Source organism: Nocardia sp. CA-120079, from assembly GCF_050955745.1.
In the GTDB taxonomy this organism is placed as follows: domain Bacteria; phylum Actinomycetota; class Actinomycetes; order Mycobacteriales; family Mycobacteriaceae; genus Nocardia.
The window spans coordinates 1,022,023-1,037,683 of record NZ_CP192088.1; the positions used below are offsets into that span (position 1 = coordinate 1,022,023).

Here is a 15,661-nt window from a genome sequence, read left to right on the forward strand (position 1 = left end):
GAATCGCGTTCCCGCCCTTTGCGTATTTCGGCAGATTTCCTGGGGCGGCATATGGGCGCTCGCGGTGCTGCGGACATATCGCGCACCGGACTAATTCCCGCGCGGCGACGGTTGGCCATGAGGTGACCGCCGTACTGCTCATCTCCGGAAGCACACGTAGTGCTTCGACCAATACCGCCGCACTGCGCACAGTCGCGGCGATCGCGCCGGAGGGTGTCGAGACCTTCTGGTACGAAGGTCTCGCCGAACTGCCCGCCTTCAGTCCGGATGACGACGGTACCGGTCATCCGTCGGTTGTCGCACTGCACGAACATATTTCGCGCGCCGATGCGGTCCTGCTCTGCACTCCCGAATACGCGGGCACCCTCCCCGGCAGCTTCAAGAACCTGCTGGACTGGACCGTCGGCACCGCCGATCTCTACGAAAAGCCGACTGCCTTCCTCAATGTCGCCGCCCAAGGCCGCGGCGAAGGCGCGGCCACCACCTTGACCACGGTGCTGGGCTACGTCGGTGCCATCGTCGATCCGGGCACTTGTGCCCGACTCCCGGTAGCCCGCGATGCCGTCGACACCAACGGCCTGGTCACCGCCCCCGAATTCCGCACCGGCGCACTGAAAGCCCTCACCCGCCTGGTCCACCAGACCACTCTCGTCTGACCACCCGTCCAAGGGAGTCGAATGGTGGCTCGATCCGGGACCGAGCCACCATTCGACTTGCCTCGATGGTCAGTTTTCCTTGGGCTCTGCGGATTTGCGCCAACCGAGTAGCACCGATTCGCCGTCCTGCACATCCCACGGTAGGAAGATGGCGACGATCAGCGCGCACACCACGACCGCGCCGGCGGCGACCAGCGATGCGGCGTGGGAACCCTGCAGTGCTGCCGTCTTCATTGCGGTGATCAGATTTTCGCGCTGGACCTCGAAGAATGGTGCGAGTTCTCGTTTGCGGACCTCCAGCACGCTGAGCGGACTGGCCTTCACCAGACTGCGCTGGTCGGAGTTCATCATCCCGGCGGGCACCCGGTCGATCAGCGGCGAGACGCGAGTTGTGTAGTAGGAGGCCACGATCGAGCCGAGGACCGCGACGCCTAGGGTGCCGCCGATCTCACGGGTGGTGTCGTTGACCGCGGATCCCGCGCCAGCTTCGTTCAGCGGTAGCGAACCCATGATCGATTCGGTCGCCGGGCCCTGCACGATGGCCAGGCCCAACGCCATCGAAACCATGGACGGCAGCACACCGATGACATAACTGCTGTCCACCGTCACCTGCCCGCCGAGATACAGCCCGACACCGGTGAGCAACAACCCGAATACGATCACCGGCGTGGTGCCGATGCGGGTCGCCATGAGCGTCGCGATCGGTGCGCCGACCGCCACCGAGAACGCGAACGGCAGTGAGGCGATACCGAATTCGAGCGGCGTGTACTCCCGCACCCCTTGGAAGTACTGAGTAATAAGGAACAGGAACCCGAACATCGAGAAGTAGCCGACCGCAATCGCCAAGGCGGGCATGGAGAATCGGCGATTGCGGAATAGTCGCATATCGAGAATCGGTGCGCTGGTACGCAATTCCCACGTGATGAACGCCGCGAGCAGTGCGACGCCGAGTGCGCCGGCGCCGAGTGTGGTCGTGGAAAGCCAGCCGTAACGCGGCGCTTCGATAATGGCCCACACCAGTGCGGTGATGCCGGTGACCGACAATCCGATGCCCGGCAGATCGAGCCGCCCCACTTGGGCGGATCGCGATTCGGGCACCCAGATCAGGGTGGCGGCCGAGGCGATCAGCGCTACCGGCACATTGATCCAGAAGACCGAATGCCACGAAAAGTGTTCCAGTAGCCAGCCGCCGGAGATCGGGCCGATCGCGATGGCGAAGCCGGCCATGGCCGTCCACGCGGCGATGGCCAGTGCGCGCTCGCGCTTATCGGTGAAGATATTGATGATCAGCGCCAGCGTCGCGGGGAAGACGGCCGCGGCGAAAACTCCCATCGCAGCGCGGGCGGCGATGACACTGCCCATGGATTCCGACAGGGCACCGCCGATGGACATGACGGCCACGCCGACCAGGCCGATCGTCATGACGCGGCGGCGTCCGTAGCGATCGCCGAGATTGCCGAAGGCCAGCAACAATCCGGCGAAGGTCAGGGTGTACGCGTCGACGACCCATTGCAGGCCGCTGACGCCGGTGGCCAATTCCACTCCGATGGAGGGCAGGGCCACATTCACGATGGTGTTGTCGAGGACGACCAGCAGCTCCGCCAGACAGATGACGGCAGGAGCGATGAAGCGTCTGGTGCGTCGTTCCAACAGCACCGGTGGATCAACTATGGAGGTTGCCATAGTTAGGTAGTGAAACAGTAACTGTGACTCTTGGTAACGCTTTACTGCGGCGACGTCCGACACATATTGGGCTGAATTGTGAGCTGCGCCATAACGATTCGGGCGCGGAAGGGTTCCGTTCGTAGCCGTTTTGGCAGATGGGGGCGGATTCGGCTACTCTGGACCGAAGTAATCGACGAGTTCGATGACTACCCAATCCGTTCTACCGAAGACCGTTGGTCGCTGCGCCCGTTCGGGCGTGGTCGAAGGTCCGGCATCGAGCCGGCGGCCCACGCAGGGAGGACCGAGGCTGGGATTCGATCTGGGCCATGCCCGGGTCGATCACCCTAATTGCGCCCCGGAACGCTCTGCGTTCGGGGCGTTCGCTTTTCGCTGGCCCCTGGTACTCGGCAGTTCGAATACGAACCGACATCCAGAGAGGAGGCGAAGTATGGCAAAACCCGAGAAGGTCACCGCGGTCGAGGAGATCACGGAGCAGTTCAAGAGCTCGTCGGCCACAGTCATCACGGAATACCGTGGTCTGTCGGTCGGTAAGCTCACCGATCTGCGTCGCGCGCTCGGCGAAGGCGCTACCTACTCCGTCGCCAAGAACACCCTGGTCAAGCGGGCGGCTGCGGAAGCGGGCGTCGTTGGCCTGGACGACTTGTTCGTCGGACCGACCGCCATCGCCTTCATCAAGGGCGAGCCGGTCGACGCGGCGAAGGCCATCAAGACCTTCGCCAAGGAGAACAAGGCGCTCATCATCAAGGGCGGGTACATGGACGGCGCCGCGCTGTCCGTTGCCGAGGTCGAGAAGATCGCCGACCTGGAGTCCCGCGAGGTGCTGCTGGCCAAGCTGGCCGGCGCGATGAAGGGCAACCTGGCGAAGGCTGCCGGTCTGTTCAACGCTCCCGCTTCGCAGGTGGCCCGCCTGGCCGCCGCGCTGCAGGAGAAGAAGCAGGCCGAAGAAGGCGGAGCTGCCGCCGAGTAACACCCCCCGGGTGGATCGCGTGCGGCTCGCCCACATAGACAACCAACTACCGAAAGGAAACAACAATGGCCAACGTTGACGAACTGCTCGAGACCTTCGGCAACATGACCCTGCTCGAGCTGTCGGACTTCGTCAAGAAGTTCGAGGAGAAGTTCGAGGTCACCGCGGCTGCTCCGGTCGCCGTCGCCGCCGTCGGTGGCGCTGCCGCTCCGGCCGAGGCCGCCGAGGAGCAGGACGAGTTCGACGTCGTCCTCGAGGGTGCCGGCGACAAGAAGATCCAGGTCATCAAGGTGGTCCGTGAGATCGTCTCGGGCCTGGGCCTGAAGGAAGCCAAGGACCTCGTCGAGAGCGCCCCGAAGCCGATCCTGGAGAAGGTCGCCAAGGACGCCGCCGAGGCTGCCAAGGCGAAGCTGGAAGAGGCCGGCGCCAAGGTTTCCGTGAAGTAATTCGCGAGTAACTCGCCGAACGGGCGGTTCCCATTGGGGGCCGCCCGTTTGCGTTGTCATGACGCATGCGACGGTAATGCGAATATTGCGAGTGATTCGGGGTTACTCTTCGGTCAGGTAAGGGTGTGCCGCGTCATGCTCATGGGATACAGTGACCGCACCCACTGTGATGCGACACACCGTGATACCGAATAGCGCGGTTCGCCGGTGGGTGGCTCGCTGAGAATTTGTGGAGGTTGGCGTGGGCGTCGAGGTCAGGACCGAGGGTGTTACCAAATCCTTCGGTTCACAGCGAATTTGGCAGGACGTCTCACTGACGCTGCCCTCGGGTGAGGTCAGCGCGCTGCTCGGCCCCTCGGGTACCGGTAAGTCCGTCTTTTTGAAGTCGCTGATCGGTTTGCTGCGTCCGGAGCGCGGTTCGATCTTCATCGACGGCACCGATATCACCACCTGCTCCAATAAGGAGCTCTACGAAATCCGCAAGCTGTTCGGTGTGCTGTTCCAGGACGGCGCGTTGTTCGGGTCGATGAACCTGTTCGACAACGTCGCGTTCCCGTTGCGTGAGCACACGAAGAAGTCCGAATCGGACATCAAGAAGATCGTGATGGAGAAGCTCGAGCTGACCGGTCTGCTCGGCGCGGAGGGCAAGCTGCCCGGTGAGATCTCCGGTGGTATGCGCAAGCGTGCCGGTCTGGCCCGCGCGCTGGTGCTGGACCCGCAGATCATCCTGGTCGACGAGCCCGACTCCGGTCTGGACCCGGTACGTACCTCGTATCTGTCGCAGCTGTTGATCGATATCAACGCGCAGATCGACGCGACGATCCTGATCGTCACCCACAACATCAACCTGGCGCGCACGGTGCCTGACAACATCGGGATGTTGTTCCGGCGCTCGCTGGTGATGTTCGGTCCGCGTGAGGTGTTGCTGACCTCGGAGGAGCCGGTGGTAAAGCAGTTCCTCAACGGTCGGATGATCGGTCCGATCGGTATGTCGGAGGAGAAGGACGAGGCGCAGATGGCGCGCGAGCAGGCCCTCGTCGATGCCGGGCACCATCACGGTGGCGCCGAGGAGGTCGAGGGCATCATTCCGCAGATGCGGGCCACCCCGGGTATGCCGGTGCGTCAGGCGGTGCTTCGCCGTCAGGCGCGTGTCCGCGAGATCATGCACACCCTCCCGCATGCGGCCCAGGCGGCTATCCGTGAGTCACTCGAGCAGAGCGACGATACGCAGGTGATGGCGTACCAGAATGGGGAGCTGGGCGGATACCAGGGTGGGTCATTCGACACTACCGTGCGCCACAACACAACTAACGGGTAACATCTGCGATCGTGAATTCCACCCTGGCGCGATTGCGGACTCCAATGGAGTCGGGGTTTGGCCAGGCCGGCAACATCTTTGCGCTGTTCATCGACGTTATGCGCAAGACGTTCAAACGGCCTTTCCAGTTGCGCGAATTCATCGAGCAGTCGTGGTTCATCGCGAGTGTCTCGATCTTGCCGAGCGCATTGGTTGCCATCCCGTTCGGTGCGGTTGTCGCGCTGCAGACCGGCTCTCTGATCAAACAACTAGGCGCCGAATCGTTTACCGGCGCAACCAGCGTCCTGGCTACCGTCCAGCAGGCCGCCCCCGTTGTCACCGCGTTGATCATCGCGGGCGCGGCCGGATCGGCGGTAGCCGCCGATCTCGGCTCGCGCACCATCCGTGAGGAGATCGACGCACTCGAGGTGCTCGGCGTCGATCCGGTGCAGAAGCTCGTGGTGCCGCGCGTACTCGGCATGATGCTGGTCGCGCTGCTGCTCAACGGTCTGGTATCGGTGGTCGGCATCGCCGGCGGCTATTTCTTCAATGTCGGGCTGCAGGGCGGTACGCCCGGCGCCTACCTCGCTTCGTTCTCCGCGCTGGCCCAATTGCCGGACCTGTGGATCGGCGAGATCAAGGCCTTGGTATTCGGTCTGATCGCAGGCGTGATCGCCGCGTACAAGGGGTTGCATCCCAAAGGGGGCCCGAAAGGAGTCGGAGACGCGGTGAACCAATCCGTGGTTATCACCTTCATGGTTCTGTTCTTCGTGAACTTGATCCTGACACTGGTGTATTTGCAGGTCGTCCCCGCCAAGGGCGCCTGACCCGTGGCCACCTCGTACCGTCCCCCGGTCCTGGCGAAATCCGCCCGCCGGGTCCGTGAGATCGCGCGCATGCCGGTGAATGTCGTCGATCGCGCCGGCGATCAGATGTCGTTCTATTCCAAGGCCATCGCCTGGATACCGCGCACCGCGGTGCACTACCGCAAGGAGGTCATGCGGCTGCTCGCCGAGGTGACCTTCGGCAGTGGTGCGCTGGCCGTCATCGGCGGCACCATCGGCGTCATCGTGTTCATGTCCGGCTCGGTCGGCGTCGTCGTCGGCCTGCAGGGCTTCAAGGCGTTGGATTCGCTCGGCAGCTCGGTGCTGACCGGCTTCCTCACCGCGTACATCAACACCCGCGAGATCGCGCCGCTGGTCGCGGCGCTCGCGCTATCGGCAACGGTGGGTTGTGGTTTCACCGCCCAGCTCGGCGCGATGCGTATCTCCGAGGAAATCGATGCGCTCGAGGTGATGGCGGTGCCGGGTGTGCCGTTCCTGGTCACCACCCGGGTCATCGCAGGCTTCCTCGCGGTCATCCCGCTCTACATCGTGGGCCTGCTGGGCACATTCCTGGCGTCGCGAATGATCAGCATCTGGTTCAACGGACAATCCAGTGGTTCCTATGACCACTATTTCAGTCTGTTCCTGCCACCAGAAGACGTCTTGTATTCATTCGTCAAAGTATTGGTCTTCGCATTCGTAATCATCATGGTGCATTGCTATTACGGCTTCAACGCCACCGGCGGACCGGCCGGTGTCGGCGTTGCGGTGGGTCGCGCGGTGCGCGCGGCGATCGTGCTCGTGAATGTGCTCGATTTCTTCCTGAGCCTCGCAATCTGGGGAACTACTACGACAGTGCGGGTTGCTGGATGAGCGCGCGGATCATCGAATTGGGAGCGGCCGTGAGGTGCCGTCATGAGTAATCGCGTGCAGATGTGGCGCGCGACGGAGAAATTGCGCGTCCGGCTGCTCGGAATCGCATTCTTCGTGGTCTGCGCATTATTCCTGGTCACCACGGTCGCGATCTACAACAAGGCGTTCGTCGATACCGTCCGGGTCGAACTGATCACCGACAGCGTGGGAAATGCGTTGACCCGCAATGCCGATGTGAAGGTGCGCGGCGTCAATGTCGGCGAGGTCAGGTCGAGCCGGTCCGAGGGCGGCAAGGTTACCCTCGACCTCGCGATCGATCCCGGTAAGGCCCAGCAGATTCCGGTCAATGCGACGGCCCGGTTGCTGCCGAAGACGCTGTTCGGCGAACGGTATGTGGATCTGGTCATCCCGGACGAGCCGAGTAAGCAGCACCTGACCGAGGGCGTGACCCTGCATCAGGACACCAGCGGCAATGCCATCGAGATCAGCAAGCTGCTCGATGATGTGCTGCCACTGCTGCAGGCGATACCGCCGCAGGATCTCGCCTCGACGCTCGGCGCACTGTCCCAAGCGCTTTCGGGTCAGGGGCTGGCGCTCGGTGAGACGGTGGAGAAGTTGGATCACATCTTCCGTGAGGTCAACGGGGTCATGCCCGATCTCAAGCAGGATCTGGTGAGTTTCGCCGATGTGGCCGCCACCTATTCCGATGCGCTGCCGCAACTGGTCGACGCATTCGACAACCTGCGCACCACCAACGCGACAATCGTGCAGCGCCGCCCGCAGATCGATACCCTGCTGGCCACGCTGAATCCGACCGCCGCCACCACCGCGGACTTCCTGATCGCCAACCGCGACAACATCATCGATGTGGCCGCCGACTCGCGGCCCGCGCTGGAACAGCTGGCGACCTACTCGCCGACCTACACCTGCGCAATAGCGAACTTCGCCAAGATGAAGCCGCGCATCGACCAGCTCATGGGCATGGGCACCAAGCGGCCCGGCTCGCGAGTCACCATCGAGCTGACCAACACCCGCGGCAAGTACCTGCCCAACCAGGACGAGCCGCGCTGGCTGGACACCCGCGGGCCTTGGTGCCTGCCGGAATATCCGGTCTTCACCGATCCGGGTCAGTACACCGGCGGACCGCTCAACGATGGTTCCTACCAGGTGCCGAGCCGCAATCCGGGCGACCAGGTCAGCGGCACGCTACCAGTGCCGCAGTTCGGCATGTATCCGGCCGCGAATGTGCCGACAACGGCCGGTTCGCCCGCCGAACAGCAGACCCTCGGCACGATCTACGGTGCGGCGAACGGTGTTTCGCCCGACCAGGTGCCCAGCTGGGTCACCAGGATCGGTGCACCCGCATTCCGTGGCAGCGAGGTGAGCATGCGATGAAGGAAACGATGCGCGGCCTCGGTGGGCCGCTGACCAAACTCATCATCTTCGTCGTCGTCACGCTGTTGGCGACGACGATCCTCGGGCTCTCGATCGCCAACTACACCGGCGGCGGCACCGCGTTCAAGGCGCGCTTCTCCGATGTCACCTCGCTCAATAAAGGTGACGAGGTGCGCATCGCCGGAGTCCGGGTCGGCAAGGTCACCAGCGTCAAGATCGTGGACAAGCGCCAGGCCGAGGTCGGATTCGAACTGACCGACCGTGATTGGCTGCCCGCGTCGACGACGGCGACCATCAAGTACCGCAACCTGGTCGGCCAGCGCTATATCGCGCTCGAGCAGGGCACCGGCGAGCAGGGCCGCAAACTCAACAAGGGTGCGACCATCGGGCTCGAGCACACCAGGCCCGCACTGAACCTGACCACACTGTTCAACGGCTTCCGCCCGCTGTTCCAGACGCTGACCGCCGATGACGTGAACAAGCTGTCCTACGAGATCATCCAGGTCTTCCAGGGCGAGCAGGGCACCATCCACGATCTGGTGGCGACCACCGCGAACCTGACGAACAAGATCGCCGACAAGGACGCGGTCATCGGTGATCTGGTGCGCAACCTCACGGCCGTACTCAATGCGGTCAACGAACGCGAGGGGCAGTTCGATCAGCTGATCGTCAATACCGAGGCACTGGTCAGCGGGCTGGCCGCCGAACGCGACACCATCGGCAGCTCGGTCACCTCGCTCGCCAACCTGGCCTCGGCCACCGCGGATCTGCTGGTTCCGACCCGCCCGACGCTGCAGGGCTCGATCGCCGGGCTCAGCCAGCTCACCGGCACCCTCGACGAGCGCAAGGACGAAGTGAATACGGCGCTGACGAATCTGCCGATCAAGATGGAGAAGCTCGGCCGCGCCGGCAGTTACGGCTCCTGGTTCCAGTTCTATCTGTGCGGTATCGACATCGTGGTCGGACCGGGCGCGGTAGACGCGCCGCAGCTCAACCTCCCCGCCGGTTTGCCGACGGTCAACCAGCCGCTCTACACCAATGCCGCGCCGCGCTGCCAGGGGAAGGGTGGTCACTGATGGACGACCGGATCCTGCTCGGTAAGCGCAGCCCAGCGTTCCTGGGTGTGCTCGGCCTGGCCATGGTGCTGCTCGTGACGATCTCCGCGTTCTTCCTGGACAGGTTGCCGATCATCGGCGCGGGCACCAAATACACCGCGCAGTTCTCCGAGGCCGCGGGCCTCAAGAAGGGCAATGAGGTTCGCATCGCCGGTGTGAAGGTCGGTGCGGTGTCGGATGTTCGGCTCGACGGCAACAAGGTGCTCGTCGACTTCCGCACCCAGGACGCGTGGGTCGGCAACGAGACCACCGCCTCCATCCAGATCAAGACCGTGCTCGGCCAGAAGTACCTGGCACTGGATCCGAAGGGCTCCGAGCCCGCCGATCCGAGCAAAGTGATTCCGCTGTCGCGGACGGTATCTCCGTACGACGTGGTGGACGCGTTCAGCGATGCGGCCAAGAACATCGACCAGATCGACACCGCGCAGCTGGCCACCAGCATGCGGGTGCTCTCGGAGGCGTTCGAGACCACCCCGCCGGAGATACGCAACTCCATCGACGGCGTGGCCCGGCTCTCGGAAACCCTCGGCAAGCGCGATGAGGAGCTCAAGAAGCTGTTCGCGGCGACCAGGCAGACCACCGGTGTGCTCGCCGACCGCAATCAGCAGTTCGAGCGGCTGCTCGCCAACGGTGGACAGTTGCTGGCCGAGTTGAACATTCGCCAGCAGTCCATCGCGCAGCTGCTCACCGGCGCCAAGACGGTGTCGGCCGAACTGAGCGCGTTGGTCGCCGATAACGAGAAGCAGATGGGGCCGGCATTGACCAACCTCGCGGCCTCCATCGACCTGCTGAACAAGAATCAGCAGAACATTTCCAAGACGCTGGAACTCGCGGCGCCGTTCTACGGCCTCTACGCGAATGTGCTCGGTACCGGGCGCTGGTTCGACGCGGTGATCGTGAACCTGCTCCCGCCCGGTCTGCCGGAGATTCCGGGCGATCGGCCGCCGGTGCGCACCATGGGAGGTAACTGACATGGGGGTGAACTGGCCTCGTAAGGAGCCGCTCACCGCGCTGCGGACCTCGCGTCGCGGCACCAAGGCGACCATCGCGATCGGCGTGATCGCGGCGCTGGTCCTGGCCGGCGCCCTCTGGTGGGTCTTCGACCGGATGACCACGACCAAGATCACCGCGTACTTCGACCGCTCCGTGGGCATCTACGAGGGTTCGGATGTGCGCATCCTCGGTGTGCCGGTGGGCAAGGTGGATTCCGTCGAGCCGCAAGGCGAGCAGGTCAAGGTGGTGATGAGCGTCGACCGCAGCATCGATGTGCCCGCCGATGCCAAGGCCGCGCAGATCACGCCGTCGATCGTGTCCGACCGCTACATCCAGCTGACCCCGGCCTACACCGGCGGACCGAAAATGGCGCGCAACGCGACCATTCCGCGCGATCGCACGGTCACCCCGGTCGAGGTCGATCAGCTGTACAAGAGCATCACCGAACTCTCGGATGCGTTAGGCCCCAACGGCGCCAACGCCCAGGGCGCGGTGAACCAACTGGTGCGCACCTCGGCCGCGAATCTGGCGGGCAACGGAGAGGCGTTGGCCAACAGCATCACTCAGCTCTCGCGCGCGGCGCGATACCTCGGCGATGCTCGCGGCGACATCTTCGACACCGTCAAGAATCTGCAGACCTTCGTCACCATGCTGGCCCAGAACGACCAGCAGGTGCGGCAATTCAATGTCCAGCTCGCGGATCTGTCGACCTTCCTCGCGGGGGAACGCCAGGATCTCGGCGCGGCGCTGAACCTGCTGTCGGTCGCACTCGGCGATGTCGCCCGATTCATCGACGAGAACCGGGATCTGATCCAGCAGAATGCCCAGGGCCTGACCACGCTCACCGCGACGCTCGCCAAGCAGCGCGACGATCTGGCCGCGACACTGCCGGTGCTGCCGCTGGCGCTGAGCAATCTGATCAATATCCACAATGCCGAATCCGGCACCCTCGATATGCGCGCCAACTTCACCGATCTGCAGGATCCGTTCGGTGCGGTGTGCAAGATGCTGGATCTGAGCAAGTTGATGCCGGGGGATCCGAAGTTCGAGGCGCTCGGCAAGCAGATGCGCCCGATCCTGGATCACTGCAAGGAGATCACCGATCAGATCACCGCCGGTGTGAAGACGCCGACGCTGATCCTGCCGTTCGGCATCCTCAGCAATGACAATCAGCAGCGCGACCCGGTGCCCGGCACGGTTCCTGGCACCCCGTCCGATCAACTTCCGCCCTCGCAGGGAGGTGGCCAGCGATGAACAAGCGAATCCGTTCCGTGGCCAGCGCGGTGCTGGTGGTGGGTATGAGCACGGTCCTGGTGACCTCGTGCTCGTCCGAGGGTATCTACGCGGTGCCGCTGCCCGGCGGCGCCGATGTCGGCGACCATCCGATGGCCATCGATATCCGGTTCGACGATGTGCTCGATCTGGTGCCGCAGTCTGCGATCAAGGTCGAGGGCGTGGCGGTCGGCCGCGTCGAGAAAATCGCCCTTGCTCCGGACGGCTGGACCGCCAGCGTGCGCGCGCTGGTGAACTCCTCGGTCGACCTGCCCGCCAATGCGCGGGCCGAGGTGCGGCAGTCGAATCTGCTCGGCGAGAAGTTCATCGAACTGTCCAAGCCGGCCGAGGAACCCGACAGCAAGAAGCTCGCCAATGGTTCGGTCATCCCGGCCGACCACACCCGGCACGCGACCGAGATCGAGCAAGTGCTCGGTGCGCTGTCGTTGCTGCTCAACGGTGGCGGCGTCGCGCAGCTGCAGCCCATCGTCACGGAGCTGAACAAGACGCTCGGCGGCCGCGAGGAGCGGGTGCGATCGCTGCTGGATCAGGCCAATACCCTGATCGGCGGGCTGAACGAGCAGGTCGACGACATCACAAGGGCCATCGACGGACTCGCCACGCTGAGCAGTCGGGTGAGCACCCAGACCGATCAGATCAGCAAGATCATCGATGAGCTGCCGCGGGGCATCAAGATCCTGGACGAGCAGCGGCCACAACTGATTTCGCTGTTGGCGCAGTTGGACCGGGTGGGTCAGGCCGGTTTCGACGTGTTGAACCACTCGAAGGACGATCTGATCAAGGATCTGACCTCACTGCGTCCGACGCTGCAGGAACTCGGCAAGGCCGCACCGGATCTGGTCACCGCGCTGCCGCTGATACCGACCTATCCATTCCCGGACTCGACGCTGGAGGGCACCTTCGGCGGCCAGGTGAACACCTGGCTCTCGGTGGACCAGCAGATCGGTGTCACGCTCAGCAATCTCGGTGTCGGCAAGGGTGACCCGGTCTATATCCCACCGCCTTACGGCCCCGAGGTGCCGGTGAATCCGACCAACCCGTACTACGGCGGCAATGGTCCGCGCCCGGGTTGGCCGACGGTATCGCTGCTGCCGCTGCCGCCCAATATTCCGCGCTACCCCGCCGGCCTGCCGCAGCTGCCTGCCGATCCGCTCGGGGCGATTCTCGACCAGATCGGAGGTGGTCAGCGATGACCCGTCTGGTGCGCTACCAGCTGGTCGCGTTCGCCCTGATCGCGGTGCTCGGCGTGGTTTTCGTCGGCGCCAAATACGTTCGGCTCGATCACATGCTCGGCATCGGCGAGTACAACGTGGAGGTCGACGCGAAGCAGACCGGCGGCATCTACAAGGGCGCCGAGGTGACCTACCGCGGTGTCCCGGTCGGCCGGGTCGGCAATCTGGAACTCACCGACAAGGGTGTGGCTATCGGCCTGGTGCTCGATTCGAGTGCGCCGAAGATTCCGGAGTCGGCCAAGGCGGTTATCGCCAACCGTTCGGCTATCGGTGAGCAGTACGTCGATCTGCAGCCCGATTCCGATAAGGGCCCGTATCTGCGCGATGGTTCGGTCATCACCTCGGCGACGACCCCGATTTCCGTCGAGCAGCTGGTCCAGAGCGTGGATACCTTCACTCGCTCGGTCGATCTCACCGCGCTGAACACCACCGTCACCGAACTCGGCAAGGCCTTCGACGGCAAGGGCGACGACCTCAAGGTCTTCGTCGATTCGCTGAACAAGTTCACCGCCACGTTCAACGACAGCCTGCCGCAGACGATCCAGTTGATCCGCGACGGCCGGATCGCACTGGGCACCCAGGCCGAGCAGTCGGGCTACATCCGGCAGTTCAGCCAGGGCCTCGACCAACTCACCGCTCAACTGCGTTCGAGCGATCCGGATATCCGGCGGCTCATCGGCACCGGCACCGATGCCGGCCAGCAGATCACCGCGCTGCTGAACGAGAGCGGCGGCGCGCTCACCGAGGATCTGACCAACCTGCGTCAGCTGCTGCTGACCATCTCGCCGAAGTTCTACGCGCTGCGTCCGCTGCTGCAGATGCTGCCGGGCCTGTCCATCGGCGCGTCGTCCACCGCGCCCGGCGACGGCACCAGCCACTTCGGCCTGGTGCTCGAGGCGAACAACCCGCCCGCGTGCACCCAGGGTTACGAGGGCACCAAGGCGATCCTCGACCAGATGAAGCGGGAGAATCCGGACTTCGACGACACTCGCGACGACTTCCCGTTCAACAAGGACGCGAAATGCACTGTGCCGTTCGGTAATCCGACCGCGGTGCGCGGTGGAATGCGCGCAGATCTGGCGGATCCGAGCATTGTGCAGCCCTGGGATTCCACCCCCAAGACCGATCCCGAGAAGCTGAATCTGAACCCGATCGCCGTACAGATGGCCACCCTGTTGGGGGTCACGCCCAAGCGGTGAACAGGACCTACGCGGCTACGCCGCAGTAACGATAGTTAGGGTGTCTGGCTGTGAGCATCGACATGTCCAAGGAAAAGCTGGCGGTAACCGGCTCCGATTCCACGGAAGCTGATGCCGCAGCGCATGACGCGACGGCATCGGATCCCGTGCGCCCGGCGGTCGCGTCTGCGGACGCATCCCGCGGCCGACTCGCGGTCACCATGGTCGCGGCCGCCGCACTGGTCGTCGCGCTGATCGCCGCGGTCTGGTTCGGCACCGGCTGGGTGCGCGCGGCCTTCTTCACCGACGGTCCGCGCGTCGAGGCGCGCGATACCGCGCTCGCCGATGCCAGGCAGGCCGCGATCAACCTGATGTCGCTGGATCCCAATAATGTCGACGGTTCGATAAAGCTGATCCAGTCGTCGATGACCGGATCGCTGCTCGACGATGCCACCAAGACCCAGGAGCAGTTCCGCGAGCAGGCCACGCAGGCCAAGACCAGGCTGGAGTCCAAGGTCGTCGGGTCCTCGCTGACCGCGCTGAACTCCGAGCGCGACCACGCCTCCGCGCTCATCGTGCTGCAGACCACCAGGACCGTCCCGGATGTCGCGCCGTACTCCTACCGTCAGACCTGGGCCCTTGATCTGGTCAAGCAGGGGGAGGTCTGGAAGGCCGAGAAGGCGAGTCCGTTGAGTCAGCCGATCCCCTTGAATCAGCCGACTGCCGCACAGCCCGGTGCCACGCCCGCGCCCAAGCCCGGATCGTAGGAGAACCCGTCATGGCATCTCGTCGACCAGTCAATCGGGTCACTCCCCGCAACCGTCCCACCGTCGGCCGCACGGTGGCGAACACCGGTTCCGTCACCGCACGCCGCAGCACCCGCGCGGCCGACGAAACGACCACGAAGCGCCGGACGAAGGTCGCCGGTAGCGCGGAACCGGTCCGACCGGCTCCGCAGTCCGCCGAGTCGTCGCGGCCGTGGTCGCAGCGGTTACGTCCGGGCGCGGGGTGGGGCGTGGTCGCGGCCCTTCTCCTCGTCGCTGTGCTGCTCGGTGGCTTCGCCGCGGTTGCGGCGTTGCGTCCCGGCATCGACGATTCCAATGAGGCCTACGTGGACACCAAGGCCACCGAGGAGGTGACCGCGGCCGCCTCGCACGCGTTGAAGACCATCTACGCCTATGACGTGAACAAGCTCGACGGCTATAAGGATGCGGTGCACGGTGTCGTCACCGGGCAGATGCTCGCCGATTTCGACAAGTACGCCGATACCAATCTCGCCGCCCTGAAACAGGCGCAGACCAGCGCCGATGCCCTCGCTGACCCGATCGGGGTGACCTTGCTCACCCAGGATAGGGCCGAGCTGCTGGTGAATTTCGTGGTCAGCGCGAACAAGAACGGCGTCGCCCAGCAGAGCGCCTCCGGCCCGATCGTGCTGAAAATGCAGAAGGTGGACGGCAAGTGGCTGGCCGCGGCCATCGTCGACCAGTGATTTCGGCGGCATAAGCCCAGCGGGGCAGGGGATCTGGCTGATCACCGGGTCGGGCCCGCCACTTGACGAGTTTCGCCGGACACGTCACGCTATTCACAACAGCGGCAGCTGTCACAGTGGCTCCTCGCGCCCCGTGGCTCCCGACGCAGCCAGCGATTCGGACCCGGAATGCGGCCATAACGGTCACGGCGTGCCGCCACACGGAGGCTTGTTCGGG

General features: G+C 64.3%; 15 protein-coding genes. 14 read left to right on the forward strand and 1 reads right to left on the reverse strand.

Annotation, left to right across the window (positions count from 1 at the left end; genetic code table 11):
- Positions 1-122: 122 nt before the first annotated feature.
- A complete protein-coding gene (locus ACQPYR_RS04945) occupies positions 123-656 on the forward strand; it encodes an NADPH-dependent FMN reductase (RefSeq protein ID WP_433628126.1) in 534 nt (177 codons plus the stop codon).
- A 69-nt stretch (positions 657-725) separates the two neighbouring features.
- On the opposite strand, the gene ACQPYR_RS04950 is transcribed toward ACQPYR_RS04945, so the two are convergent.
- Positions 726-2,339: an MFS transporter gene (locus tag ACQPYR_RS04950; RefSeq protein ID WP_433628129.1), complete on the reverse strand. Its 1,614-nt coding sequence runs from the start codon at positions 2,337-2,339 to the stop codon at positions 726-728.
- A gap of 430 nt (positions 2,340-2,769) precedes the next feature.
- Here ACQPYR_RS04950 and rplJ point away from each other — a divergent pair, with 430 nt between their 5' ends.
- From rplJ to ACQPYR_RS05015, 13 genes are all read left to right on the forward strand, one after another.
- Positions 2,770-3,309, forward strand: coding sequence for a 50S ribosomal protein L10 (gene rplJ, locus ACQPYR_RS04955; RefSeq protein WP_040696007.1), 540 nt, complete (start codon positions 2,770-2,772; stop codon positions 3,307-3,309).
- A 65-nt stretch (positions 3,310-3,374) separates the two neighbouring features.
- Positions 3,375-3,755, forward strand: coding sequence for a 50S ribosomal protein L7/L12 (gene rplL / locus ACQPYR_RS04960; RefSeq protein ID WP_043698929.1), 381 nt, complete (start codon positions 3,375-3,377; stop codon positions 3,753-3,755).
- Positions 3,756-3,996: 241 nt separating this feature from the next.
- Entirely contained in the window at positions 3,997-5,073 is a 1,077-nt protein-coding gene (locus ACQPYR_RS04965) for an ABC transporter ATP-binding protein (RefSeq protein WP_387294393.1), read from the forward strand.
- Positions 5,074-5,117: 44 nt separating this feature from the next.
- Positions 5,118-5,879 carry an MlaE family ABC transporter permease gene (locus tag ACQPYR_RS04970; RefSeq protein ID WP_063045457.1) on the forward strand — a complete coding sequence of 254 codons (762 nt, stop codon included), beginning with the start codon at positions 5,118-5,120 and terminating at the stop codon, positions 5,877-5,879.
- A gap of 69 nt (positions 5,880-5,948) precedes the next feature.
- Complete coding sequence (locus ACQPYR_RS04975; protein WP_063045471.1) at positions 5,949-6,749, forward strand: MlaE family ABC transporter permease; 801 nt, start codon at positions 5,949-5,951, stop codon at positions 6,747-6,749.
- Between the two features lie 42 nt (positions 6,750-6,791).
- Positions 6,792-8,144 (forward strand): MCE family protein, encoded by a 1,353-nt coding sequence (locus ACQPYR_RS04980; RefSeq protein WP_433628133.1) that lies wholly within the window; start codon positions 6,792-6,794, stop codon positions 8,142-8,144.
- 8 nt (positions 8,145-8,152) lie between these two features.
- On the forward strand, positions 8,153-9,220 hold the full coding sequence (locus tag ACQPYR_RS04985) for an MCE family protein (RefSeq protein WP_433635014.1): 1,068 nt from the start codon (positions 8,153-8,155) through the stop codon (positions 9,218-9,220).
- A complete protein-coding gene (locus ACQPYR_RS04990) occupies positions 9,220-10,230 on the forward strand; it encodes an MCE family protein (protein WP_387294395.1) in 1,011 nt (336 codons plus the stop codon). Before ACQPYR_RS04985 ends, ACQPYR_RS04990 begins: the two co-directional genes overlap by 1 nt.
- Before the next feature lies 1 nt (position 10,231).
- Positions 10,232-11,506: an MCE family protein gene (locus ACQPYR_RS04995; RefSeq protein ID WP_433628136.1), complete on the forward strand. Its 1,275-nt coding sequence runs from the start codon at positions 10,232-10,234 to the stop codon at positions 11,504-11,506.
- Positions 11,503-12,738 carry an MCE family protein gene (locus tag ACQPYR_RS05000; RefSeq protein ID WP_433628138.1) on the forward strand — a complete coding sequence of 412 codons (1,236 nt, stop codon included), beginning with the start codon at positions 11,503-11,505 and terminating at the stop codon, positions 12,736-12,738. Before ACQPYR_RS04995 ends, ACQPYR_RS05000 begins: the two co-directional genes overlap by 4 nt.
- Positions 12,735-13,976 carry an MCE family protein gene (locus tag ACQPYR_RS05005; RefSeq protein ID WP_433628141.1) on the forward strand — a complete coding sequence of 414 codons (1,242 nt, stop codon included), beginning with the start codon at positions 12,735-12,737 and terminating at the stop codon, positions 13,974-13,976. The genes ACQPYR_RS05000 and ACQPYR_RS05005 overlap by 4 nt, the downstream gene beginning before the upstream one ends.
- A gap of 50 nt (positions 13,977-14,026) precedes the next feature.
- Complete coding sequence (locus ACQPYR_RS05010; protein ID WP_433628143.1) at positions 14,027-14,722, forward strand: hypothetical protein; 696 nt, start codon at positions 14,027-14,029, stop codon at positions 14,720-14,722.
- Positions 14,723-14,733: 11 nt separating this feature from the next.
- Positions 14,734-15,444 carry a hypothetical protein gene (locus ACQPYR_RS05015; protein ID WP_433628146.1) on the forward strand — a complete coding sequence of 237 codons (711 nt, stop codon included), beginning with the start codon at positions 14,734-14,736 and terminating at the stop codon, positions 15,442-15,444.
- Positions 15,445-15,661: the final 217 nt, after the last annotated feature.